The organism is Novosphingobium marinum (genome assembly GCF_013408095.1).
GTDB classification, from domain to species: domain Bacteria; phylum Pseudomonadota; class Alphaproteobacteria; order Sphingomonadales; family Sphingomonadaceae; genus Novosphingobium; species Novosphingobium marinum.
Map to the genome: position 1 here is coordinate 1 of NZ_JACBZF010000015.1, position 23,175 is coordinate 23,175.

The 23,175-nt window shown below is 59.7% G+C and carries 23 protein-coding genes and 1 pseudogene; 4 read left to right on the plus strand and 20 right to left on the minus strand.

The window, feature by feature from the left end; genetic code table 11:
• Window positions 1-415 precede the first annotated feature (415 nt).
• From FHS75_RS17380 to FHS75_RS17390, 3 genes are all read right to left on the minus strand, one after another.
• Complete coding sequence (locus tag FHS75_RS17380; RefSeq protein ID WP_179408917.1) at window positions 416-1,051, minus strand: hypothetical protein; 636 nt, start codon at window positions 1,049-1,051, stop codon at window positions 416-418.
• A gap of 107 nt (window positions 1,052-1,158) precedes the next feature.
• The gene (locus FHS75_RS17385; protein ID WP_179408918.1) at window positions 1,159-2,184 is read right to left on the minus strand and encodes a hypothetical protein; all 1,026 of its coding nucleotides are present in this window, start codon (window positions 2,182-2,184) and stop codon (window positions 1,159-1,161) included.
• The gene (locus tag FHS75_RS17390; protein ID WP_179408919.1) at window positions 2,181-2,828 is read right to left on the minus strand and encodes a hypothetical protein; all 648 of its coding nucleotides are present in this window, start codon (window positions 2,826-2,828) and stop codon (window positions 2,181-2,183) included. The genes FHS75_RS17385 and FHS75_RS17390 overlap by 4 nt, the downstream gene beginning before the upstream one ends.
• A gap of 142 nt (window positions 2,829-2,970) precedes the next feature.
• On the opposite strand from FHS75_RS17390, the gene FHS75_RS17395 reads away from it, so the two are divergent.
• A complete protein-coding gene (locus FHS75_RS17395; protein ID WP_179408920.1) occupies window positions 2,971-3,681 on the plus strand; it encodes a hypothetical protein in 711 nt (236 codons plus the stop codon).
• Window positions 3,682-3,730: 49 nt separating this feature from the next.
• Window positions 3,731-4,009 carry a WGR domain-containing protein gene (locus FHS75_RS18165; RefSeq protein WP_179408921.1) on the plus strand — a complete coding sequence of 93 codons (279 nt, stop codon included), beginning with the start codon at window positions 3,731-3,733 and terminating at the stop codon, window positions 4,007-4,009.
• A gap of 325 nt (window positions 4,010-4,334) precedes the next feature.
• On the opposite strand, the gene FHS75_RS17405 is transcribed toward FHS75_RS18165, so the two are convergent.
• Both FHS75_RS17405 and FHS75_RS17410 read right to left on the minus strand, forming a co-directional pair.
• Window positions 4,335-5,321, minus strand: coding sequence for a GSU2403 family nucleotidyltransferase fold protein (locus FHS75_RS17405; protein ID WP_179408922.1), 987 nt, complete (start codon window positions 5,319-5,321; stop codon window positions 4,335-4,337).
• 156 nt (window positions 5,322-5,477) lie between these two features.
• A complete protein-coding gene (locus FHS75_RS17410; protein ID WP_425325963.1) occupies window positions 5,478-5,609 on the minus strand; it encodes a hypothetical protein in 132 nt (43 codons plus the stop codon).
• 13 nt (window positions 5,610-5,622) lie between these two features.
• Here FHS75_RS17410 and FHS75_RS17415 point away from each other — a divergent pair.
• Window positions 5,623-6,102: pseudogene (locus FHS75_RS17415) on the plus strand (IS3 family transposase); the annotation flags it as partial.
• Window positions 6,103-6,474: 372 nt separating this feature from the next.
• Here FHS75_RS17415 and FHS75_RS17420 read toward each other — a convergent pair.
• From FHS75_RS17420 to FHS75_RS17485, 14 genes are all read right to left on the minus strand, one after another.
• On the minus strand, window positions 6,475-7,272 hold the full coding sequence (locus FHS75_RS17420; RefSeq protein WP_218845325.1) for an SDR family NAD(P)-dependent oxidoreductase: 798 nt from the start codon (window positions 7,270-7,272) through the stop codon (window positions 6,475-6,477).
• 75 nt (window positions 7,273-7,347) lie between these two features.
• Window positions 7,348-8,220, minus strand: a complete 873-nt coding sequence (locus FHS75_RS17425) for an alpha/beta fold hydrolase (protein ID WP_179408923.1) — start codon at window positions 8,218-8,220, stop codon at window positions 7,348-7,350.
• Window positions 8,221-8,294: 74 nt separating this feature from the next.
• Window positions 8,295-9,005, minus strand: coding sequence for a class II aldolase/adducin family protein (locus FHS75_RS17430; protein WP_218845326.1), 711 nt, complete (start codon window positions 9,003-9,005; stop codon window positions 8,295-8,297).
• Complete coding sequence (locus FHS75_RS17435; RefSeq protein ID WP_179408924.1) at window positions 8,992-9,987, minus strand: PdxA family dehydrogenase; 996 nt, start codon at window positions 9,985-9,987, stop codon at window positions 8,992-8,994. The genes FHS75_RS17430 and FHS75_RS17435 overlap by 14 nt, the downstream gene beginning before the upstream one ends.
• A complete protein-coding gene (locus FHS75_RS17440) occupies window positions 9,984-10,526 on the minus strand; it encodes an aromatic-ring-hydroxylating dioxygenase subunit beta (RefSeq protein ID WP_179408925.1) in 543 nt (180 codons plus the stop codon). The genes FHS75_RS17435 and FHS75_RS17440 overlap by 4 nt, the downstream gene beginning before the upstream one ends.
• 1 nt (window position 10,527) lies before the next feature.
• Window positions 10,528-11,955: an aromatic ring-hydroxylating oxygenase subunit alpha gene (locus FHS75_RS17445; RefSeq protein ID WP_218845327.1), complete on the minus strand. Its 1,428-nt coding sequence runs from the start codon at window positions 11,953-11,955 to the stop codon at window positions 10,528-10,530.
• 54 nt (window positions 11,956-12,009) lie between these two features.
• Window positions 12,010-13,278, minus strand: coding sequence for a spinster family MFS transporter (locus FHS75_RS17450; protein ID WP_218845328.1), 1,269 nt, complete (start codon window positions 13,276-13,278; stop codon window positions 12,010-12,012).
• A gap of 68 nt (window positions 13,279-13,346) precedes the next feature.
• Window positions 13,347-14,798 carry an aldehyde dehydrogenase family protein gene (locus FHS75_RS17455; protein ID WP_179408926.1) on the minus strand — a complete coding sequence of 484 codons (1,452 nt, stop codon included), beginning with the start codon at window positions 14,796-14,798 and terminating at the stop codon, window positions 13,347-13,349.
• 59 nt (window positions 14,799-14,857) lie between these two features.
• Window positions 14,858-17,050: a TonB-dependent receptor gene (locus FHS75_RS17460; protein ID WP_244959148.1), complete on the minus strand. Its 2,193-nt coding sequence runs from the start codon at window positions 17,048-17,050 to the stop codon at window positions 14,858-14,860.
• Window positions 17,051-17,122: 72 nt separating this feature from the next.
• Window positions 17,123-17,617 (minus strand): aromatic-ring-hydroxylating dioxygenase subunit beta, encoded by a 495-nt coding sequence (locus FHS75_RS17465; RefSeq protein WP_229735737.1) that lies wholly within the window; start codon window positions 17,615-17,617, stop codon window positions 17,123-17,125.
• Window positions 17,614-18,804, minus strand: a complete 1,191-nt coding sequence (locus FHS75_RS17470; protein WP_179408927.1) for an aromatic ring-hydroxylating oxygenase subunit alpha — start codon at window positions 18,802-18,804, stop codon at window positions 17,614-17,616. The genes FHS75_RS17465 and FHS75_RS17470 overlap by 4 nt, the downstream gene beginning before the upstream one ends.
• 81 nt (window positions 18,805-18,885) lie before the next feature.
• Window positions 18,886-19,743: a VOC family protein gene (locus FHS75_RS17475; protein ID WP_179408928.1), complete on the minus strand. Its 858-nt coding sequence runs from the start codon at window positions 19,741-19,743 to the stop codon at window positions 18,886-18,888.
• Window positions 19,740-20,597 carry a VOC family protein gene (locus FHS75_RS17480; RefSeq protein ID WP_179408929.1) on the minus strand — a complete coding sequence of 286 codons (858 nt, stop codon included), beginning with the start codon at window positions 20,595-20,597 and terminating at the stop codon, window positions 19,740-19,742. Before FHS75_RS17480 ends, FHS75_RS17475 begins: the two co-directional genes overlap by 4 nt.
• A gap of 82 nt (window positions 20,598-20,679) precedes the next feature.
• Window positions 20,680-21,330, minus strand: a complete 651-nt coding sequence (locus FHS75_RS17485; RefSeq protein WP_179408930.1) for a TetR/AcrR family transcriptional regulator — start codon at window positions 21,328-21,330, stop codon at window positions 20,680-20,682.
• 313 nt (window positions 21,331-21,643) lie between these two features.
• Here FHS75_RS17485 and FHS75_RS17490 point away from each other — a divergent pair.
• Window positions 21,644-22,707, plus strand: a protein-coding gene (locus FHS75_RS17490) for an IS630 family transposase (protein WP_179408931.1) whose coding sequence is annotated in 2 segments (ribosomal slippage) — window positions 21,644-22,135 and window positions 22,138-22,707 — 1,062 coding nt in all. Because the reading frame shifts where the segments join, the coding sequence is not laid out codon by codon here.
• A gap of 43 nt (window positions 22,708-22,750) precedes the next feature.
• Here FHS75_RS17490 and FHS75_RS17495 read toward each other — a convergent pair.
• Window positions 22,751-23,107, minus strand: a complete 357-nt coding sequence (locus FHS75_RS17495) for a recombinase family protein (RefSeq protein WP_425325964.1) — start codon at window positions 23,105-23,107, stop codon at window positions 22,751-22,753.
• Between the last annotated feature and the right edge of the window lie 68 nt (window positions 23,108-23,175).

Genomic DNA, 23,175 nt, shown 5'->3' on the forward strand with positions numbered 1-23,175 from the left:
TTCGAGGCCAAAACCCAGTTCGCCATCATCTTCGGCGACAGGTTCACGGTCTGATGAACGAAACCGGCCTCGCGCACAAAATTACTGACAGGCCCTGAAAACCAGCCATCCATCGGGCGCATCGTAGGAACTGCACCCTAACCACAGTCGGAAAGGTTCTTCCTTGAGGAGAACCATCCACCCCCAGTCTTCCTCGATCACGCTCGTCGGGAATTCCAAAGTGCCAAATTCCTCTGCAAGGAAAACTGCGAGCTTTGAGCCGTCGATATCGGGATTGATGCCGTTAGCCCCTCCAACGAAGCGGGGTGCTCGAAACTCCAGATGGGTTCGCATAGTTTATCCTACCAGTTTTTCCTGATCGTAGCAGTCAGTTCTTAATAGCAGCTAGAATACCAACTGCCCCCTCAGTCTATCCTCACCTCAACCAGTCCGCCCCGGCCTCGATTACGCCGACAACCGCACTGGCCTGCGCGGCAAGTTCGGGATCGGTGGCGTCCGCCAGTGCGAGAGCCTCCATCCGCGCGTGGATCTCGGGCGAGGTGTAGAAATCATATGCAGCGGTGTTGTCCGGCGCTTCCCAGAAGGGGGTGATCCACACCGCCTCGCGGCCCGGCACATGGTGTTCGCACCAGTCCCGCCAGAACCTGTGCGCCAGCACATCATCGGGAAAAGCCGCGACCTGTTCGAGCAAATCCTCCATCGGCCAACCGCCCAGCCTGAACATACACAGCACATCGTCCAGATTGTCCCCGCCATCCTCGATCTGGAGTGCGAGATACTGGCGCTGAAAGCTGTCCAGCACGCGCCATTCCTCGCCTGACCAGTTGGCGGGATTGCCCGTCTCAAACCGGGCAAGGCTTACCTCCAGACCCACCGTGGCAACGTCATCGCCCACAGCCAGAACTTCGAGGATGCGAGGGAGCAGCCAGCCCCAGGTCGCCTTGCTCGCCCCCTGTCGTTCACAGGCGGCGAAGTACCAGTCAAGCACATAGGCAAGCGGCAGTTCCCTGATCGGCGGATTGAAGAAATCCGCCTCGATCTGCGGGTCCATGCAGCAATTTTCGCAGACGTCCGTGCTGCGCGGTCTGGGATAGGCAAAGACCCGATATACCTGCTCGATCAGATCGAACAGGGGGTGGTCCGCGCCAATCTTGCCGCCTATTTCTTCGGGGCGAGGCACAGCAATTCCACCCCTTCCTCGGCTCTTGCCTGCTCCAGCCATTCGCGCGGGCGTACGCCAACATCCTCTAGCAGGGGGAGGGCGGCGGTGCGGGTCGCGAGGGCCTGTTCGCGCAGGCGAATTTCCGAGACCACAGGCCGCAATTCCCTGCCCGCCCGGGCGCGGTCGAGCAGCCACTCCTGCGATCCGGGCTGTGACCCTTCCTGCATCGCCAAAGGGAGCAGGTCCGCCAAGCCGAGCGAACCTGTCAGCCGGTCGATCCGCTGGTAAGTGTCCTGCTCCACTCGCCGTGCTGTCTCATTCTCGTTACAGGCCAGCAGTGCCGCGATACGCAGGCCCGTTACCAGCGCAAAGGCCTCCAGATGGGGGCGGGCCGCGTCATAGCCCAGCGCCGCGTTGCTGAGAGCATGTTCGGCGCGCCGCTCGGTCATGTCCTGCAAGGCTGCCCCGTCCTGCCAGATGCGCTGGCAATCACGCTCGGCGCGGCCGATATCGGACAGGGACCAGCTATCTTCGTAAAGCGTGGCCAGCCCACGGATATTGCTGAATAGGTCCTGCGTCTCGCGCCGGGTCGCTTCCTCGATCTTCGAAATAACCTGATCGATCTTGTCCTCGACCGAGGCCATGCTGGCTTCGATCCGGTCGAGCCGTTTGGCGATGATGGCAAAGCCTGCCGCCGAAACACCAATACCTGCGGCGGAGAGGGCGAGGTTGACATGGGCCACTTCGGTCAGCGCATCGACAGCCGAGGCGACGCGCTCGATCGCGCGACGGTTGACCTCGTTCTGCACAGCGTTGACGGCAATGTTTGCCACGCCAACCGGGCTGAAATTCGACGCCAACGACTGGGCCAGCGGCGCGGCCTCCTGCAGGTGGTAGACGATCTGCCCGTTCGATGCGTCGCGGATGACCGATCCGAACAGCTTCAGGGAATTGGTGGCAAGGCCCATGCGCGCCTCGTCAGGAATGCCGCGAATGACATGGGGGAGCAGTGCGTCGATCACGGCAGCATCCTTGCCTGTGCGGCGGTTTCGTCGATCAGCAGGATGACCTGCGCCAGTACGGGGCGAGGCTGCCCGCTGCGTCCCATCCAGCGATTGGCCAGATGCGTCCGGGCGGCAGAACGCAACCGGTCATGCAGGATGGTCCGGTCACGCAGGGTTCGGGCGGCGCTGTCTGCTGCCTCGCCAATATTGTCAGAGGCTTTGCGACCCAGCTCGCTGGCACGGCGTAGCAGGAGGGCGGGCCATTTGGGTGACGGCGTGGCCGGAGCGGTCGGTGTTGGCCGGGCTTTCGGCTCGCTCGCATCCTCGGCAATTTGCGGCAGATCGAGCGCGGAGGCGGATTCCGCCAGCGCCTTGCTCAATGCTGCGAACCTTGGCTCCTTCGCGCCGAGGTCTTCGGCGGCTTGCATCAACGTGGTGACCAGCGGGCCGGATGAATGGGCGAGCATTTCCCGGTCAATCGCATCGGCGGCATAGCTGGCCGGATCCCAGATCATGTCCAGCGGCCCTGCCGTGTGAAGATTGCTCTCGAACGCTTCCAGGCTTTCGGCACCGCAAGTGTTCAACAGCTCCGCCGCATCGAGAATGGCCTGGTCGCGCCACGCAGCAATCGCCTGCCGCAACCCAAGCAGTTCCAGATCCATGCAAAAGTCCCTTCGAAATAGCGGCCCCGAATGGAGGCGAAATGCCAAAACGTTGCAAGCGCGAATTGCAGGACGGGTTGGTCCTGCGACCGCTTCTGTCGTGTTGGCGGGCGATAGTGCTGCCGATCGGAAGGAGTGCAAAATGGCGGCAGCGGTGCATGTGATTATTTTGCTGGTGCTGGCGGGTTTCGCCATCACGGTATTCGGCGCAATTGTTGTGTGGTTGGTGCGGTTCGTGATCCGTTTCGTAGCCGCTGCGGGGGTGGCCATCATGGCAATTGTCGTGGCGGTCGGTTTGGGGCTTGAGGAATGGGCAACGGTGTTGCTGGCCCTTGCTGTCTTTGCCCTGACATTCTCGATTTTCGGCCGCCGGGAAGGACCAGAATCCCCACCGGCTGTCTCGCCCGTTTCGCCTCCAGTCCGTTGGGAGTGCCAGCATCGCGCAATCGCCAAAGCGTGGTGTGATATTGCAGATTATTGCCCCGAAATGGCCTCCGAATTGCGACGCGAGGAACAGGCCTGTGCAGCGTTGCTTCGAGCGGCGGATGGCGAGCCGAAATCGCCGGGGATTGACCTTGATCTGATCGAACTCACAACCCTCATCAAACGGCATGTACCGGAACTGGCGAAAGGCCTGCGGGCTTCAGGCGAGGGTGGACAGTTCCACGGGGCCAGACCCGCCCAGGACGCAGCCCGAGTTCTGGTGCTGTTGGGCCGACAGGCGCAAGCGATATTGGACAGGGCAGGGTGGGTCGATGCCGACAATTTCCGGCTGCGGGTGGATCATCTGAACCGCCGCCTTCGGGCGTTTGGCGAGACTGATCGCCACACTGAATCAATGGACTTCCCATGATTCAGAATATGCGTTGGACGCGGTTGCAGAGCGAGATGAAACTGGCCCAGTGAACGATCTCGAAACCGACCGGAATTGGCACTGGCAGGCCGTCGATTCAGAGCGCAATATCGCGCGTGATTATCGGCTGTCATTCTCCCGTGATTTGTTCGGATGGTATGTCGTTGAGCAGGCTTGGGGCCGCATCGGAACGGAGGGTCAGGGGAAGACTCTGGCATTCGCAGATGCGACCGATGCACTGCGCCACATTGCGGCGGTAAATGCGCGCCGAATGAGCGCGAGAAGGCGGCTCGGCGTTGCCTACCGTGAGGTGCCGCAGAGCGGTTGATCGTCTCTCCTTCAAGTCTGACATTGCGGTCCGGCCTGTCGGCCGATTTCCAGGCACAGGCAGCCATTTTCGTTCTACCTGGACGCAAATTCGAACGGAACGATGGCAACGGGCCGTCGCGTTCCTGTTTTCTGCACACCCTACGCGGCAAGCCGCCGTTGATTTGCATGCAATAACAGATGGTTAGACGTTTTGGCGAATTGCTCTCCGCTGCATCTCAGCGGGATAGGCCTGATTTGTTCAGTAATCTCAGGATGTTACGAGGTGCCCTCGGCGGCACCGTTAAATCTCGTTGCAGCGGAGGGCACCCTATAGCCTGGGCGGATTATTTCCCGATCTCACCAGTCTGCCATTCCTTGAAAAACGGCATGAGTTCCGGGGGCAGCCCTGCAGCGAATTCCTCGCCCAATGGATAGTGCGGCATGACTTCGTGCACCGCGTCGAGCAGCGCCTTGCCCTGCGTCCGATCCTTGCGCCGTTTGAGCGGGTCGCGCTTGGCTTGTGCACCCAGCCAGAGCTTGTGCAAAGCGAACCATCGCGGGTCGGGAGCGACGATGCGGGCAGGGGTGCCATCGCGGCAAGGGACGACCTGATCGACCCTGCGGCCCGGCAGCAACCACTCCTGCTCAGGGAGCGGCACAGGCTTGGGGCGATCCGTGCCCGCCAGCGTTTCGGCACGCGACGGAGCGACCAGCAATTCGACTTCGTAAGCGCGTGCATTGCGGGCCTGAAAATCGCGCTCCGAATTGATGGTGAATGTCGGGTCGACCGCCTTCAGCAGATCCCACACCTTTGTGCCGTCTTCCGGCTTCTCAGCGGCCCAGGCCAGGTCAAAATCTTCGGTCTCGTCAGGCACGCCGATGAAGGCTCCGGCGGCCTCCAGCGCGTAGGCTGCCATGGCATTGGTGCCGACCACCAGCAGATGGCTTCCGAGCAGGCTGCGGCGGTCCGCCTCGCGCAGGATCGGGCCGGCATCGGCAGAGAGCATAGGCAGGCGCAATGCGCGGGCAATGCGGCTGCTTTCGGACAGAGTGTCGCGGGCGCCATCGCGGCGCTGTTTGGCAGTGGCTTTGGTGGCGCGGTAGTCATCGAACTGGTGCTGTTTTTCCTCATCCCACGCGCCCAGGCTGGTGCCATTTCCGCTGCGATCGTGGATCTCGTAGAGATAGGTATATTCGCCGATCTTCTTGCGCCGCAGGTCGTAGGGCAGGGCGAATAGTTCCCGCTCCGCTGCAATCCACGCGTCGTAGCGCTGGCGCAGATTGATGAGCGCGCGCGCCTGTTCGTCAGAGAAGGGCTCGATAACCGGCATGCGGGAATTTATCCCGCGTTTATAGAAAATGCAATAATGTGGGATAAATCGCCACGGAGTTCAGTCTCGTGAGGAGGCAGCCTCGGCCTCCGCCACCCGCTTTTCGACCTTGGTTCCGAGCCCGGGGTCAGTTCCGGCTGAGTGTGGAATCGTACGTTAAGGGCTGGCGAGCGCGCGGATGCCGTGATCGCGGAGATTTCCGCTGGGATCGACATAGCGGTAGAGCGTTACCGGTTTGACGCCGAGCTCCTTGCAAAGTTGGGCGACGCTGGTGTCGCGATTAGCCATCGCGGCCTGGGCCAACCTGATCTGGGCCGGCGATATCACCTATGTCTGGACGTTGGAGGGCTGGCTGTACCTCGCCGTCATCCTCGATCTGCATAGCCGCCGTGTCGTGGGCTGGGCGGTCAGTGACAGGATGAAGAAGGACCTGGCGATCCGGGCGCTGGACATGGCGATGCGCCTGCGCAACCCGCCACCTGGCTGCATCTTCCACTCGGACCGTGGCAGCCAATATTGTTCCTATGCTTATCAGAAGAAGCTGCAGGGTTACGGCCTGCGACCATCCATGAGCGGAAAGGGCAACTGCTATGACAACTCCGCCGTCGAGACCTTCTTCAAATCGCTGAAGGCGGAACTGATCTGGCGGCAGAGCTGGCCAACAAGGCGGCAGGCAGAGGCCGCCATTTTCCAGTACATCAACGGATTCTACAACACCCGCAGACGTCATTCATATCTGGGCGGCATCAGCCCATTGGCATTCGAAGCAAAGGTGGCATAATGAGATAGGCGACCGGCGCAAAACCGTTACAAGTCCACAGAAATCCGCTCCGTTGGCGAGCAGAGGCCGCTACGTTGGCAAGCGCCTACACATAGGCGCTGACGGCGGACAGTGGCATACCTCCTGCACTCCGAAACCAGCGGGGACCAAGGGGCATCGAAATACCAGCATCCTTCGCGGCCTCTTCGCTGCTGCGCCCTTGGGCAATAGCTTGCCAGAAGCGACAGCGATTCTCACGCTGTCATGCAGGGGGACGTCCGGGTGATCGCAATTTTCTTCGGATGAACCGCTCCGATGCGCGACAACCTGCCATGTTTACAACCTCCAATTTCTTGGTGTTGCGACGACCGGTTGAATCCGCCCATGGCGCATCTATCGAAATGTTGTTCCTCCGTCGATTGCGATGGACTGCCCGGTCACGAATCCCCCTCCGTCAGAAGCAAGATAGAGGGCTGAGGCAAGCAAATCCTCGGGCGTTTCGTGCCGCTTGATGCATTGCATATTAAGAATTTGAGACTTCTGTTCGGCTGACACCGTTTCACGCTCGACCTCGGTAAATGTTGCGCCTGGCAAAATGGCGTTAACCGTAATGCCGTCTGTGCCAACCTCGCGGGCCATAGCACGGGTCATGCCTACTACGGCAGCCTTGGAAGTCACGTAGTGAAGGTAAAAGGGGCGTCCCATCGTGACGACGCCCGAAGAGATGTTGATGATCCGACCGTGCTTTTGCGCGCGCATTAGGGGCACGCAAGCCTTGGAAACAAGCATGACCCCGTCAACATTGACGCGCATGACAGCGCTCCACTCATCAAACGGGATCTCTTCAAAACCCCGCATCTTCAAGGTTGAGAAGATGGCGGCGTTATTGATCGCGATATCCAGCCGCCCAAATTTGTTTGCGACTGCGGCGACAGCTGCCTCCACAGCAGCGGGATCAGCCACGTCGGCCTGGATTGAAATTGCGGTGCCAGGGCCGCTTTGTTGATCGACTTCGGTGGCGACAGACTGGCCCTTTTCTTCATTCAGTTCAACAATTCCTACCTTGGCACCAGCGGCCGCGAAGCCCTTCGCAAAGACGCGGCCGATACCCTGACCGCCTCCTGTGATAATTGCGACGCGTCCCGCCAGGGATGGGGTTGCTTGCATATCGTTCATCTTGTCCTCTTTCATGATAACACTTTCGGTTTGTTCATATGTGTGACCCGAAGTAAATGGCTACTAGCAGCAGGCGTCAAAATACCGAGCCTATTCGAGGTGTCCCGGCGTCACAATTGCGCCTGCGACGAAATTTGTCACCGCACGATTGAAATCTATAGGATTCTCAATGGTTGGATAATGGCCGCAATTCGGGATAATTGTTACACACGTGTCGGGATAAAGCTGGCTCATGTTGAAAATCATCTGATTGTTGTGTGAATCCTCGGCACCTAACAGCATCATCAAGGGAGTCCGATATTTCGACAGCTTTATCAAAAGTTCCTCAACGGTCCGCTGGTGAAACCGCGGAAAGTGGGTAAATGCTACCGGCGAGGTTTCATCATGCAGGCGCTTGAAGATTGCGAGAAGCTCTGGACTGCCGAGCACGGTTGGCCCCCAGAAGGTTTCTGATTTCAGTCGATCTTCATATACAGCGCGCATTCCACGGTCGCGGGCAAGCGCGATCATCCGCTCGAAATTTCGGACCGTGACCTCGCCAAGTCCGGCATAGGGCTCTTGGTCGCCGCTAGGGCTGGCGATCAAATCGCATGCCGCGAAAACCATCGCGTCCACCCGCTCGGCATGGCGGTTATAGATGTGGGCGGCGGTGCTCACTCCCCAATAGGCCTGCCCTACCAAGCTGAAACGGCCAACTCCGAGATGTTCGAGCAACTGGCTAACGTCGTCAGCAATGTTCGGGAAAGTATAGAACTCGCGGGCAGTGATCTCATCATTATGGTGAGTGGTGAGGCCATGGCCGCGCAGGTCGCAGGCGATCACTCGGAACCGTTCCTGCAATGCGTCGATGTTCTGTTCCAGCGCTGTGATGTTCGACACGGCATTATGCAGCAGAACGAGAACATTTCCGCTGCCACAGTCGATATAATTGATGCTGATGCCGTTGACTTTTAGCGTTGCCACATTTGCCCTCCCACTGCGTTTCGTCGCCGCAACAACGAATTGTCTCACTATAAACTGCTTCTTCTACGGAACGTCTAGTGCGCTCTCCTGACGAGGGAGCCGGTATGAGGTGATGGCATTTCGCTTTCGGTTAGCCAGCGCCACATTCTATCAACCACGCCGCCAGCCAAGGTCTGCCGGGCGGCGATCTCATCCGATTCTAGCAGTCCTCCGGCGGGATCGAAGCCCATTGCGCGCACGTCGCGTTCGATTTTCGCCGCGTCTTCCAGCATAAAGGCAAACGTCGCAGCCTCTTCGAGAGAGGTTCCGACGGTTATGGCGCCGTTGGCCCGCATCACAACGGCCCGGGCATCGCCCAGTGTTACCGCTAGGGCTGCTGCTGCCCCGTCGTCGCGCAGAAGGCGGGGATCGTTCCAGAGCGGAGGACAGGGAGCAAAATAGGCACCAAGTCCGTGGCGCGGCAGCGGCGTGATCCCGCGCGTTGAAAGGGCCATGACAGCTGGCGGCATAATCCGGCAGATGCCTCCGACATCCGGGCGCCGCAGGTAGATTGCCTGATGCGCTCGCACTTCGCCCAGCACACCTTCGGGCAGCGGGCCTTGAACTGGAACGAGAGTGCTAGGCTCATCCTTGATCAACACCATCGGCATCGCCGCGCAAACCAGGAAATGATCGGCATCAACGCGTGCGCTGCAATGGCCGTATGCGTGTACCAGCCCTGCGCGACCGAGCCCCCTTGCCGCGAGGCGGACCTTTTCCTCGATATCCTGGTCAGCCATGATCATCTACAAACCCGTAACCGAGGCAGAGCGATGTAGCCATCCGCATCGCGGCAGTCATGCTGGAGGGCTGGGCGATGCCCTTTCCGGCAATGTCCATGGCCGATCCATGCGGCACCGTGAGATGCACGTAGTTCAGCCCGATATAAATGGTGCAAGCCCCCTCGAACGCGGCAGTCTTCAGGGCAATCTGTCCTTGGTCATGGTACATCGACAGGACAACATCGAAGCGCCCTTCGATCGCCTGCCGAAAGATGGCGTCAGGCGAAATTGGCCCTTCTACGGAAAGGCCGCTGTCCCGCGCCTCCGCCACGGCCGGCGCGATCTCGGCCACCTCCTCGGTGCCCATCGCATGCGGATTGAGACCAGCCACGCCAATCCTCACGGCGGCGACGCCCCAGCGCGCAAATGCCTTGCTGACCAGCGCGAGCAGTTGCGAAACCGCCTCGCGAGTGACGCTTGCAGGCACATCCGAGATGGAGATGTGTTCGGTAATTGGCACAATCCGTAGATTTTGGCTAATTCGAAGCAGATAAGTTCCGGGTGGCTGAAGATCATCGAGGGTATCGACTCCGCCACTGAGCTTGAGCGATGTAGAATCCACCGGCGCCATAATCCAGCCGTCGATCAAGCCATCACGACCAAGCTGCTCCGCGAGCCGAATCCAGGCAAGGACTGCCCGGCCCGAGGCTGCGCTAGGCTGACCGACCTGCCAGATGCCGGGCGCCAAGTTGCCCGGATCAAGGACGGCGATCGCCCCATCGCTGCTAGCTGCTTCATCCGGCCTAGCAATTTGCCGCAACCGAACATTGAGGCCCGATGCCGTTGCGGCCACCCGAATTGCCTCCAAATCCCCGATCAGCAGATGGTGAGCCATGCGACCAAGCGCTCCATCGGCGAGCGCCTTGACGCAGACCTCCGGACCTATGCCTCCTGGATCGCCGATGACCGTAGCGATTATCGGCTTTTCTCGGGACACGCCGCTCATAGCAGGAACGTCACGTTGCGCATGGGCGCGTCGTTGTTCAGCAGATAAACCTTTTTCGCACGAATTTTCCAACCGCCTTCGCGCCGGAAAAGCCGGTACGTCGCGCGACCGAACAGCGCCTCCTGATGCCCGCTTCGCACCTCGCCAAGGATGAAGTTCGAACGCACGAGCACATCCTCGCCGTCGGCCTCCGCGATGATGTTGGAGACGATACGGAGCAATCGCGATTTCGGGTTTTGCGAGTGGATCCGCTTGTCCTTCAATCGGAAGATGCGGTCGGCGAGCTGGTCGTACCGCTCGTAGATGATAGACACTGATTTGTCCGGATCGAGATCCTCACTGTTCGACGGAACCCAGTACAGCGCTTCCGGTGCCCAGAGGTCGAACCATTCGTCGTAGCAGTGGCCATCCATCAGTTCGGCCTCGCGGAATATGAACGCCGCGACATCGGCGTAGAGCGCCGATGTGTGGGTAACGGCCACAGCCGTCGGTGAGCCGGTGAACGCGGCGATCGCGCTACCATTGGGTTTGTCGGCCATGTCAGTGTGCTCCTTCGGATACGGCATCCGGCGGCGACATCATGGCCAGCCACTGCCGCATCTGGCCGCGTTGCGGCACCTCGTCAGTAATATGGCCCACAATCGATCCGTCGCTATCGATCCATTCCCGCTCCATGCCACGAGAGATGTCGATCCACGGCTCGACGCTCGCGTTGAGGCCCAACTGGACCCGCTCGAAAATCTCCGCGTCGTCGGTCGACCCCGATCCCGCCGGGCCGTAGAAGGACTCGTGCTGGCGAAGCCGCAGTGCGTTGATCTCGCGGCTCGCATTCTCGAAGAGCACAGGGAACATGATGACCTCAGTTTCGTCGACACTGATGGGATTTATGATCCGGATCTGATTGTTGATGAGCTGAAGATTGGGAAAGACCCCTAAATGAGGATCGCCCGCCATGGCGATGAGCATATCCGCCCAGTCGGCTTCATGTTCGGCATAGAGGGCTTCGATATATTCCTTTCCGCCATTCGTCTTTTCGAGAATTGCGCGGAACTTCCCCGTGTGCTTCAGCCTGTGCTTGCGGAAGTCGAGCATCGTATGGCCGTGCCCAAAGTCGCGCGTCTCGGAAATGGAATCGAAGCCGAACGGATTATCGCTGTGAGTCGCCCCCAATCCTTCGCCACTTTCCGCATGGCGCTCCCAGGTGGACAGCACGGATGCATGAACATACATGGGGTGATAGCCGTCCATGCCGACCTGCTTCCAGTTTCCCTTATATGTAGTGCGGTTCGATCCGGCCCTGACACTGAGTACGCCGCCCGGGGCAGCGTCGATGAGCAGGTCGATGATCTTGGCGGCGCCACCCAGAAAATCGATGACCGGCGGCACCGAACCGTTCAGCGAGGCGAACACGAAACCGCGATATTGCTCGACCCGTGCGGCCGGGGTGAGCGAATGTTCCGATAGTGCGAAGCTGGCACCATAACCTTCCGGACCGGAAACCGAAATAAGTTCGCCGGTATTGGCGTATGTCCAGCCATGATACCAGCAGCGAAACACCTTGTCTTTGCCAGCATCCTGTTCGCAGACCATCGCGCCGCGATGGCGGCAGCGGTTAAGCAGGACGCGCACTTGTCCATCCTGCCCCCTCACCAAGATGACCGGCTGGCGACCCATCTGCCGCCTGCGATACTCGCCCGGTTCGGCGATCTCGCTCTCGTGGCCGATATAAAGCCAGCCGCCGTGAAAGATGCGCTCCAGCTCCAGCTTGAAGATGGTTTCGTCCGTATACAGGGCAGAATGGATCGAGCCGGGCCGCACCAGTTGCGCCAGCGGATCACCGCGGCTTCCCTCGCCCGGAGTCCGCACCGCATAGGGGGCGCGGTGCGGATCTGACGGAGCGGGTAAATCTGATGGGTGATGCATTTCGCCGTGCTCGGGAGATGTCGAAGGAAGCGGGTGGGTATTCATTTCAATTCTCCTTGGGTTGCCGGATCGTTGCGGAACCAACGAGGACCATCTCCATTAGGCTTTATAATCCTCGCGGATTGATCGTCGTGCGCTCCAGAACAGGAAAGCTGAGAGAGGCGCCAGAAAGCTCACCGTGATGAGCGAGGTTCGCAATCCCGACCCCGCATCATCGCCGAAAAGCGACACCGCTCCATCACTCAATGCCCCGACCAGCAGCGGCCCCAGCCCGACGCTGATCAGGTTCAGGACGAACAGAAACAGGGCAGTGGCGCTGCTGCGAATCTCGCGTGGAGAAACGCTCTGCTGGGTGCTGTGAATTGGTCCCATCCACATCGCGCCAAGCACATTAGGCACCGCCAGCCCGATCAGGGCAAGCACAACGCTGTCCAGGTTAAAGATCAGAATGTAGCAGGGCAGCGACAACATCGCCGCCATAGCGGGGATCGTCACATAGGCGCGCAAGTCGTTTCGCCCCAGGCGATCGGCCAGTGCCCCGCCCAGCCATACCCCGACCGCACCCGCCAGCCCGGTCGACAGACCGAGCGACAACCCAAGGAAACCCGCCGGGCGCAGCCCGAAACTGGCGGCGAGGCTAGCCACCTCCGCGCCGTGATTGCGCATGAAGAACGAGGCGAGGAACGGGGCGAACCCATATCCCACAACTCCTTGGATAGCGGTGGCCATCACGATCAGCCGGTAAGTGCGGATGCTCCATAATTGCCGCAGCGTTGCCAAGAAGCCAAGGCGCGGACCTGAGGACCCGATTGTCGTCTGCGATCGACGGGGCTCGCGAAGGGCAAAGGCGAGGACTGGCGCCATGAGCACACCCGGCAGGCCGGCGACTACGAAGGCGGTGCGCCAGCCATAAACGTCGGCGACTATTCCTCCCATCGCCATGCCCGCAAGAGTGCCTATCGGCACTCCAAGAAAGTAAAGCGAAAGCGCCGAGGCGCGCCGCTCGCGCGGAGAATAGTCGACGATCAGCGAAGTCGCGGCCGGCGTAAGACCCGCCTCGCCCAGCCCCACCCCGACGCGGCCAAGCAAAAGCTGCGGGAAGTTGCGTGCCATGCTGCAGGCGACGGTGAAAGCGCTCCAGGCGAAAATGGAAACGCTAATGATCCTGGGCCGGTCTCCTTTGTCAGCTAGACGGGCAATGGGAATTCCCGCGACAGTGTAGAGCAGCGCGAAGGCAAGCCCGGACATCAACCCGACCTGCCAATCAGCCAGATGCAGTTCGTGCTTGATCGGCTCCGCCAGGATGTTGATCACTTGGCGATCAACGAAGTTGAGCGTGAAGGCGATGGTCAGCAGGAGGATCGCCAATCGCCTGTAACCGATCGGTTGTTCAAACGACGACCCCGCGCCGCTCCGCTCATTCAGGGCAGTTCCGCTCACGCCGCGCGCGGACCAAGCGCGATGTAGATGTTCTTTTCCTGGGTGAACGCCAGCAATTCTTCCAAACACTCCTCGCGCCCGATGCCGGACTGCTTCATCCCTCCAAAAGGCGCGCCGAGAATGTGGCGCGAGGTTTCGTTGATCCAGACATAGCCGGTCTCCACGGCCATCGCCGTGCGGTGGGCGCGATCGAGATCTCGCGTCCAGATCGAACAGGTAAGGCCATAATCTACAGCGTTCACCGCCTCGATCATCGCCGCCTCGTCGGACCACTTCAACACGCCGAGCACCGGGCCGAACACCTCCTCGCGCGCTAGCCGCATGTCGGGGGTAATATCGGCGAACACGGTCGGCTCGACGAACAGTCCGCTCGCCAGGTCGCCCCCTGGCACGCCGCCGCCGCAGATCAGCCGACCGCCCTCCGCCCGGGCCGATTCGATGAAACCCAGCACGCGCTCGTGCTGTCGCTGACTGATGAGCGCGCCCATCGTGGTCGCGGGATTGGACGGATCGCCCGGCTGATAGCGGGCCGCCGCATCGCAGACCCGGGACAGCACCGCATCATGGATGTCGGCGTGAACGAACGCCCGACTGGTCGAGCCGCAGGATTGGCCGCACCAGGCGAAGTTCATGCCGGCAATCATCGCCTTGGCAACTTCATCCGGATCGGCATCGGGATAGGCGATGAGTGCGTTCTTGCCGCCAAGCTCCAGCAGTACCGGTTTCAGCGTCGCGCTGGCCTCGCGCATCACCGCGCGGCCGGCAGCAGCACTTCCGACCAGGCTGATCTTTGCGACCTTGGGATGTGCGGCGAGTGCCGCGCCAGTATCGCTGCCGCCGGTCACGATGTTCAGCACGCCGGGCGGCAGCAGCCCATCGACTAGCTCGGCGAAGCGCAGAGCCGAAAGAGGCGCCTGCTCCGATGGCTTGACGATCACCACGTTACCCGCTGCCAATGGTGCGGCGATCTTTCCCGCGCAGAAGAGGAACGGGTGGTTGAATGCAAGGATTCGGGCCACGACGCCGAAAGGCTGCCGTACCGAGAAGTTGACCGCATTGGGTCCGACCGGGATCGATGCGCCCTTCATTTCAGTGACTAGGCCAGCGAAATAATCGATCAGCGCCGCGCCAACCATGGAATCCGCCGCCAGTTCGCTCACCGGATTGCCGCAATCGAGCGCATCAAGGTCGGCAAGCTCCTTGCCGTTGCGGCGGATGATCGTCGCCATTTCTCGTAGCAGTCGGGCCCGCTCCAGCGGCGGCACTTCGCGCCACACGCGGAACCCGGCGACAGCGGCCGTTACCGCGCGGTCGACATCCTCGCGGGTAGCTTCCGCCACCTCGCCGATCAGATCGCCGCTGGCGGGGTTGTGCGATAACTGCCGCCCGCCCCCAATGGCTTCGTGCCAGCGACCGCCATAGTAAAGTTGATGTATCCGCATGCTCATCGCCGCCCTTCCCAGGCCACCCGCGCCCGATGGACGCGGGCAGCCAAAATACTAGCTTCTCAAAAGTTGAACGTTGCGCCTATGCCGATCCGACGGGGCAGTTCATAACGCAGGTCAGAACCCAGCGCGCCCGGCCGAATTTCCTGGATGACCTTCGCGTTGGTCAGGTTCGAAGTCCAAATGGTGAAGCGAAGGCGTTCATCCGCCGTGGTCCAGCCGATCTCCGTGTTGATGAGGTTGTAGTCGTCCTGCTTCGCGGTATTCAGGAAGTCGAAGTACACCGTCGAGCTGTGATACAGGCTGGCGTTCAAATTCAACGTGCCGGATCCCAGCGGGACTTCGTAGCTCGGGCCGATATTGAATGTCCATCGCGGCGCCCGCGGCAGTTGCTTCCCCGATGCGTCGGCTTGCGTCACGATATTGCCTCCAGTCGGGCGCGGAATGAACACTTGGGCCTGAAGAAATTGATCGTATTCGGCGTGATTGTAGGCAACCGATCCGCGTACCTGGAACTGGCGCGAGGGAGCCAGTGTGACCTCGAGCTCGCCGCCGTAAATGGTGGCAGTGGCCGCGTTTTGAAGAATGTAGCCGGGGCCGGAGGGGTCGCGCGCGGTAACCTGCAGGTTGCTGTACTTGTAGTGGTAGAGGGCCAAATTCGTGCGCAGAAAGCTCGTAAGATCGGCCTTCACGCCGCCCTCCAATGCCTTGATCTTCTCTGGATCCGTGGCGACTGGCGCGGCGCCAACCATGTTGAAAACGCCGCTCTTGAACCCGGTGCTATAAGAGACGTAGATATTGGCGTCATTGTTGATGTTGTATCGTGCTGCGCCTTTATAGGTGACTCGATCGAACGATTTTTTTGCGGTGTCGGGAAACAAAGAAACACCGTTGAAAACTTGGTCGAACTGGCGCTTTTCATGTGTGTAGCGGATGCCGGCAGTAACAAAGAGGTTGGGCACCACTTCATACGTTGCCTCGCCAAAACCGGCGTAGGATTTGGTCTGCAGCTTCGGGTTGAACGTGCGAACCGTCAACGGCAGGCTGGGGTCGGTCCGGCTGTTCAGGATGAAATGCGCGTCGCCGTCAAGGTGAAAGTAATAAACACCCGCAATCCACTGCAGTGGCCCGGGCGCGGAGGACAGCAATCTGACCTCTTGGCTGAAAATCTTGGACTGAATGTTCGGGGCGACGAACGTAGCAAGCAAGATGTTCGACGAGTCTGAATCCGTCTCCTGATGTGTTTTGTTGTTGGCGTAGGCTCCCGTCGTCTCCAGCGAGACACCGCCGAAGTCGAACGATGTCTGCAGCGCAAAGTTGTGGCGGCGTATGCGCAGCAACGGCCGTAGGTCGGCAGAGAGTTGCCAAGGCTTTGTCGGCAGGATCGCGCCGGGAAATGCGCGGCCGGACGTATTATTCTCGTACGGCTGATAAACATTCTCCGAACCCCGGCGGTCGAAAATCTCGCCCGTCAATACGATCTTCGCGTCGTCGTTCGGTTTGAACATTAGTTTGCTACGGACGTCGATCACCCGGTAGCCGCCAGCCTTACCGCCGCGCACCAGATCGTCGACGAAGTCATCCGACTTGCGATAGATGCCCGAGATGTCAGCTGCGATGGTATCGGTCAGCCCGCCTGTAAGGTAGCCGCGGAAGTTATAGTCACCGTCGCCAGTGTCCAACATCGCCACACGACCGGAAAGGCTTCCCTCAAGGTTAAAGCTGGGATCCGGAGTGATGACATTTATCAGACCACCTGTCGCGTTGCGCCCAAAGATCGTGCCCTGTGGGCCGCGCAGCACCTCGATCCTTTCCACCTTCACGAGATCCGTCCAGGTAGAAAATGGATCACCCTGATATACGCCATCGACATAGGTGGCTATGTTAGATTCATCGCCAACCGAGATGCTATTGGAGCCGACACCGCGAATAACCGGGAGAAATACACCTGCGGCACGTCCGCCGAAGAAACCTGGCACGATCTGCGTTAGTCCACGAACGTCTGCCACGCTGGTGCGGTCAAGCGTATCGGGCGTCACAGCGGTCACCGCCACTGGCACATTCTGTAACCTTTCGGCGCGCCGCGTAGCAGTGACAACGATCTCGTCAAGGGTCTCGCGTTGCGCCGACGGCGGATTGCTCCTCGTTGCATTATCGTCTCCGACAGGCGGCTGCAGTTCTTGGGCGACAGCGGAGGTGGTGCCGACGCTAAGAAGAAAGGTCAGCATTGAAGTCGAAGTCATAAGTTTAAACATTATATCCCCCATATAATAAGTGTTTCATAAAGCACTTTATTTTATTTTGGTATTCCCGATTATAGATAGATGTTACAATGGAAAAACAAGATATCGCGGCAGCACCGCTGTATCCGTGACTGCTCGCCGAGACATAAATGTAGCTCGTTCTTCCTCTAGATGGATAACGTCCTCATAGACTCCCGCGGCCAGAAGTTGCGAAATCCCCGTATCATCGGGCGTGAATATCACGGAGAAGTGGGACACCATGTCGACTAGACCGTCCGACCGCCGCGTGGCTCGTACACGCTGCGCGAAATGGCGCGTGCGATAGTCTTGGAACGTACCCGCCCAGATCTCGCCGATAAACGTGCCGCGATCGATCAGGCGATCCCGGCAGTCATCCAGCATCATCGCCACCCGCAGGCCGCGCTCTACATTGTCGCGTGATATGCAGACATAGCTGGCGGCGGGATCGTCGACGAAGGCGTTGAGCCAGCCCGCCATGTCCTTGCAGTCAAGCGCCTCGATATAGACGGACTGGAGCTCGTCGAGGAGGACGAGTTCGTCGAACGACAAGCGGCTCACAGCGCGGCCCTCCGAAAGCCCATGGCCGAGCGGTAGTATTCCCAGTGCGGCAGATTGGCGCTTTCGTCATTCTGCAAGAACTCGAAGCCTAGCCGCATCGGATCGCGCACCCCTTTCTGGAACACGGCGTTGCCTGGAGTGCGGTTACCGATTTGGACTCGGTGGAAGACCGAAGCGTCCTCCATGCTAATGAGTCCGGACGGACCGATCGCGTTCGAACACTGACGGATACGGTGCAGGACCATCTCCTCGTCATCGTCCTCGTGTGCGAAATAGGTGTAATTCACCTCGACCTCGTCGATCGCCACCGGGGTGGCGAAGCGGATGCTAATGACATTCAGGTAGTTCGACGCCACCAACATCGGGAAAAGCGCGAGCACGCTCGACCGTTTTGGCCGGCCTTCGTCGCGGAACTGGATCACCGAGGCATCGCGGATCTTCTTTGTCGGCGGCGGCGTTGTGAGTTCAGTGTCTATGCAGTAATGGCCGCGGCTTGACGTGGCATATTGACGGCCTTCGCCGCCCTGCCAGTTCAGCATCGAGAAGGCTTGGTGCAATAGCGGCGGATGGTACCCGTCATTGTCACCATAGGCTTTCCAATTGGTGAGATAGCGCACCCGCTGATAGCCGATTAGCTTGAGCCGACCATCGCCGCCCATGATGCCCATCAGCGATTCCCTGGCTTCCTGAAGAAAGTCGTCGAGGGGTTCCGTTTCCGCTGACAGCGTTACGAAGATCAAGCCGCCGACGGCTTCCTGGCGCGGCTGCGCGAGAGGGAAGTCCTTCTTGTTGAAATCCGGTGTGAATTCGCGCTGGTTGGGACAGCCGACCAACTCACCCTTACTGTTGAAAAGCCAGCGATGATACGGGCATTCGAATTCGCGCCGATTACCCGCGGGCTTGACCTCGATCTGATTGCTGCGATGCGAGCACGCGTTGTAAAACACCCGTACCTGGTTGTCGTCGCCGCGCATAACGAGCAGCGGCACGTCGGCGAGATTACAGGTCTTAAAGTCGCCCGGATTGGGCACCTCACTTTCATGCGCAACCGGATGCCATTCCGGACCACGGAAAATCCGGTTGATCTCCGCTTCGTATAGATCGGACCGAACAAAGATTTCCTTGGGTATCTCGTTGAACTTGGCCGGCCATACGATGTCCTGCTGATATGCTTGCTGGCTTCCCATCTTTCTACCCTTCTTGTTTCGACGTAATTCCGTAGTCTGCTTAAAGCTGGTCGCAGCGCGCCTGCCACAGATGCGACTGAATCAGCTGGTCAGCTCCTTAATGGCCGGCTTGGCGCCCCACATGCAGAAACTCGTCGGCTCAAAGCCAAATTGGCGTTCGCGGTAAGTTTCCTCGTCTACTTCGTTCACGCCAACTGAATATTCGAACACCATGCCGTCGGGGCCCTCGAAATAAATAAAGCGTGCTCCCGATGTCGGGTGGCGGCCCGGACCGAACACAATCGGTACATTTTGTTTTCGTAACAAAGCGAAGCTGCGCTGCACATCGTCGATCGATTGTACTTGATGATTAATGTGCTGCACGCCTGACCGTGGAGCGGGGATAAGCGCGATGCTGTGATGTATCTGGCTGATCCGTAACAGCGGCAGTTCGCCGACACGGTCGCTCACTCGGGCGTTGCACACCTGAGTCCAGAAATGCTCGTCCCGGATGGGATCGTTACTGAAGAGGCCGACGTGACTGAAACCAGTGATGCCCGCATCACGCGAATAGAACACACGATTCCCAGATACCTCCAGCCCCACCGCAAACTCTATTTGCGCGCCGCCCGCATCCCGAAACCCGATAAAATCCCGCACGCACCGCTGCTCGCACTGCTCTCGGCTGCCACGCCGCACCACATGTCCCATCGCCTCTAACGTAGCGGCGGCACGATCAAGTTCGTCTTCATCGCCAAGTTCGAAGCCGACGATGTTTTCGCCCGGATTGCCCTCTTCGTAGCTTAGCGTCATGGCTCGCTCGTTCGATCGGAAGCCATGGCACCTAACCGTCCGTTCGACCGGTTGCAGTCCAAGAATACGACTGGCAAAATCCGTCGCCGCACCAAGATCGCTGGTTTTCAGCCGCGTGTAGGCGACATCCTTGATATGGATTGTCATGCCGCTCCTCCAAACTCGGGCAAGGTCGATTCCGATCCCCAGATGCAGTGGGACGATGGCGACGCATCGAACTGACGGGGTAGTGCGTTAGGCAGTTGCGGATCGGGTGCCGTAACATAAGAATAGTAGAAGTCTTTTGTCGGCGATTCGAAGGTCAGGAAAACCTCCCCGCTGGACGGTTCCCTGCCTGGCCCACGAACGATCCGAACCTGTCGTTGCTCAAGCAAGTATCTGGATTGCATGATCGAATCGATGCTCTCAACCTCAAAAGTGAGGGCGAGGAAGCTTTCCCGGGCACTCGGGACTAGGGTCAAGCGGTGATGCCGGTCGTCCCAGCCTAGCTGGACTGATTCGCCAACCCAGTCCGCGACTCGAGCACCGAGCACGTCGATCCACACCCTTGCATCGGCTGCAATCGTCCTACTGCCCATCGCTACATGCGAGAGACCAACAATGCCGGCGTCACGGCTTGGAAAGTAGCGTTGGCCACAATTATGCGACCGCACCACCAGTTCGATTGCGTTGCCGCTAAGATCGCGGCAGGCGAGTGCCGACTTGTAGCGTCGCTTCGAACAAAGCGCTTCTGGCACGTCTTCGACCGACCATCCCCGCTCGTGCAGTCGCGGTGCGATTTCGGCAAGCTGCTCAACATATCGCAGCGAGACCCCTATCACCGGTCGGTCAGTTGCCCCAGATGCGTCAAGTTCGAGCGCATAATAACGGTCGTCTGACCGGAACCGTTCGACATTCTCGGTCGCTTCGACAAGCTCCAAGCCGACGATCTCAGATGCAAAGCGCCCATCCGTCGCCAGTGACTGCGAAGAAATGCGCGCAAATCGCAACTGCTCGAGCATGTACCTCTTTGCCTCCCCACTAAACAAACCGTACGTACGGTTTGTTTAGTGGGGAGGCAAGAGGTTTTTGTTGTGGTGGCGATCAACCGTACCGCTGGCGCCTGAGCGTGTCTGCGTAATTGGATAGCAGCTTTAGGACGAGTTCGGTGACGCGTTGCGGATGACTGGACTTCGGGCCAATCTGGCGTCGCACCGCCAATCCGCGAATCACGCTCCACATTACCCAAAGGATGTCCTCGGCGTCGTCCGGGTCGAGCCCTGTCTTCACTAGGCGGGCAATCCAAGCGTTCTCTGCGGCAAGTCGGTACTGGCCGGCAATCTGGCGAACCTCGTCGGCGATACCACCGTTCTTGTATCCGGAGATGACGATGTCGAGAGCCACGAAGAATTCATCGCTATAGAAGAACTTTTCTGCGTCCGCGAAGGCATGTTCGAGCATCTTGTCCTGGCTGGAAAGCTTCGCGATAGCTTCCATCGTGCGATCCAGCGCGCGCGAAAAAACTAGCTCGAGGCTGGCGGTAACAAGCTTGTCCTTGCTCGCGAAATGATGGACCTGAGCACCGCGCGAAACACCGGCATCATCGGCTACGTCCGCCACCCGAAAGCCAGAATAGCTGTGCACTTTGAGCATCTTGATGGAGGAGGTCAGAAGCCGGGCGCGCATTTCTTCACTGCGCTCATCCTGCGTACGCCGCGCATTGTGAGTCGTTTTTTTGGAGGGTTTTGATTTCATATAGTTCTCGTTTAACTGTCCGTTGTCAGAACATTCGGGGTAGATTAGTGAACCGCCCCGGGATTGCCGGAGGCCATTCGGCTTAAGTTATGCGGCGATCGGGGTGTCGTCCAGCATAACGTAGTAGCGCTCCTCCGCTTCGGCAGATGGTATATTGCCAATCCGCGCGAGGAGCCTGCGGTTGTTGAACCAATCCAAGCTTTGTGCGCCAGCCAACAATTTATACCAGCCTGCGCTGAGTCTGACTCATTTGGGGATTCCCAAGGCGGCGAAAGTCTGACTCAATAGCGTCCTGCATCAGAAGGACGCTATAATGGGTCGAGCGATTGGTTTGCGGGAGGATTTTGACGGACCGGCGCTTCGGCGACTGGCACGGAACTCAAAGAGCGCGCCGCAAGCCCGGCGATTGCTGGCACTGGCCCAGATCTACGAGGGTGGTAGCCGGAGCGAGGCAGCGCGGATTGGAGGTGTCACCCTTCAGATCGTCCGCGACTGGGTGATCCGCTTCAATACCCGCGGTCCTGACGGGCTGCTGGACGGCAAGGCCCCAGGCAAGGCATCGATCCTCAACGATGCGCAGCGACGCGCACTGGTCGAGGCGGTCGAGCGCGGGCCTATCCCGGCGATCCATGGCGTCGTGCGCTGGCGGCTGATCGACCTGGCGCATTGGCTGCACGAGGAGTTCGCGGTGTCGCTCGACGAGACTACTGTCAGCCGCGAACTGAAGAAACTGGGCTATGTGAAGCTGACCGCCCGGCCCCGTCACCATGCGCAGAACGGACACGCCATGGAGGCATTCAAAAAGGGGGCTTTGCCTCGGCGGTGGCAGAGATCCGGGCCAACCTCCCGCAGGGCACGCCCATAGAGATCTGGTTCCAGGACGAGGCGCGCGTCGGGCAGAAGAACACCATCACCCGCCGCTGGGCGCAGCGCGGCACGCGGCCGTCTGCCCCCAAGGACCAGCGCACCAAATCAGCCTATATCTTCGGCGCCATCTGCCCCGAGGAGGGCAAGGGTGCCGGACTGGTTCTGCCCTTCTGCAACACCGAAACGATGACGCTGCATCTGGCCGAGATCGCGCTTGCAGTAGCACCCGGCGCGCATGCTGTCGTGCTGATGGATCAGGCCGGTTGGCACATGACAAGCAAGCTCAAGGTGCCTGCCAACATCAGCATCGTCGCGCTGCCGGCCAAATGCCCCGAGCTGAACCCGGTCGAGAACGTCTGGCAGTTCATGCGCGACAATTGGCTCTCCAACCGCATCTTTACCTCTCACGACAACATCGTCGACCATTGCTGCGAGGCCTGGAACAAGCTCGTCGATCAGCCGTGGCGCATTATGACCATCGGCCGCCGCAAATGGGCCCGTAGGTTCTGATCAATGCAGCTTGGTATTAGCGGACATAGTGAGAACATAGGCGTCATGGGGTGTTGCGGAGATACTTGTAGAGGGTTTCGCGGCTGATGCCCAGGTCGCGGGCGATGGTGGCCTTTCGCTCGCCGGCGACGATGCGGCGATGCAGCTCGGCGACCATTTCGTCGGAGAGGGAGCGTTTCCGTCCACGATAGGCGCCGCGTTGCCTGGCGATCGCGATGCCCTCGCGTTGCCGTTCCCGGATCAGGGCACGCTCGAACTCTGCGAACGCACCCATGACCGAGAGCATCAGATTGGCCATCGGGGAATCCTCGCCCGAGAAGGCCAGGCTCTCCTTCACGAACTCGATCCGGATGCCCCTTTTCGTAAGGGACTGGAGGGCATCGCGTGGAAGGTACGCCAGACAACGCTAAGCGAGAACATTTCAAGAACCGCATGATGGCCGTTACCGCCGGAGGTCGCTAAGCCCCA

What these genes read in the sequence shown, in the direction of transcription:
- FHS75_RS17440 (WP_179408925.1), bottom strand. Translation starts at nt 10,526, where the DNA reads ATGGCCGACAAACCCAATGGTAGCGCGATCGCCGCGTTCACCGGCTCA.
- FHS75_RS17410 (WP_425325963.1), bottom strand. Translation starts at nt 5,609, where the DNA reads ATGGCTAATCGCGACACCAGCGTCGCCCAACTTTGCAAGGAGCTCGGC.
- FHS75_RS17460 (WP_244959148.1), bottom strand. Translation starts at nt 17,050, where the DNA reads ATGTTTAAACTTATGACTTCGACTTCAATGCTGACCTTTCTTCTTAGC.
- FHS75_RS17430 (WP_218845326.1), bottom strand. Translation starts at nt 9,005, where the DNA reads ATGATCATGGCTGACCAGGATATCGAGGAAAAGGTCCGCCTCGCGGCA.
- FHS75_RS17445 (WP_218845327.1), bottom strand. Translation starts at nt 11,955, where the DNA reads ATGAATACCCACCCGCTTCCTTCGACATCTCCCGAGCACGGCGAAATG.
- FHS75_RS17470 (WP_179408927.1), bottom strand. Translation starts at nt 18,804, where the DNA reads ATGGGAAGCCAGCAAGCATATCAGCAGGACATCGTATGGCCGGCCAAG.
- FHS75_RS17435 (WP_179408924.1), bottom strand. Translation starts at nt 9,987, where the DNA reads ATGAGCGGCGTGTCCCGAGAAAAGCCGATAATCGCTACGGTCATCGGC.
- FHS75_RS17380 (WP_179408917.1), bottom strand. Translation starts at nt 1,051, where the DNA reads ATGGACCCGCAGATCGAGGCGGATTTCTTCAATCCGCCGATCAGGGAA.
- FHS75_RS17420 (WP_218845325.1), bottom strand. Translation starts at nt 7,272, where the DNA reads ATGAAAGAGGACAAGATGAACGATATGCAAGCAACCCCATCCCTGGCG.
- FHS75_RS17480 (WP_179408929.1), bottom strand. Translation starts at nt 20,597, where the DNA reads ATGCTCGAGCAGTTGCGATTTGCGCGCATTTCTTCGCAGTCACTGGCG.
- FHS75_RS17405 (WP_179408922.1), bottom strand. Translation starts at nt 5,321, where the DNA reads ATGCCGGTTATCGAGCCCTTCTCTGACGAACAGGCGCGCGCGCTCATC.
- FHS75_RS17390 (WP_179408919.1), bottom strand. Translation starts at nt 2,828, where the DNA reads ATGGATCTGGAACTGCTTGGGTTGCGGCAGGCGATTGCTGCGTGGCGC.
- FHS75_RS17485 (WP_179408930.1), bottom strand. Translation starts at nt 21,330, where the DNA reads ATGAAATCAAAACCCTCCAAAAAAACGACTCACAATGCGCGGCGTACG.
- FHS75_RS17475 (WP_179408928.1), bottom strand. Translation starts at nt 19,743, where the DNA reads ATGACAATCCATATCAAGGATGTCGCCTACACGCGGCTGAAAACCAGC.
- FHS75_RS17395 (WP_179408920.1), top strand. Translation starts at nt 2,971, where the DNA reads ATGGCGGCAGCGGTGCATGTGATTATTTTGCTGGTGCTGGCGGGTTTC.
- FHS75_RS17455 (WP_179408926.1), bottom strand. Translation starts at nt 14,798, where the DNA reads ATGAGCATGCGGATACATCAACTTTACTATGGCGGTCGCTGGCACGAA.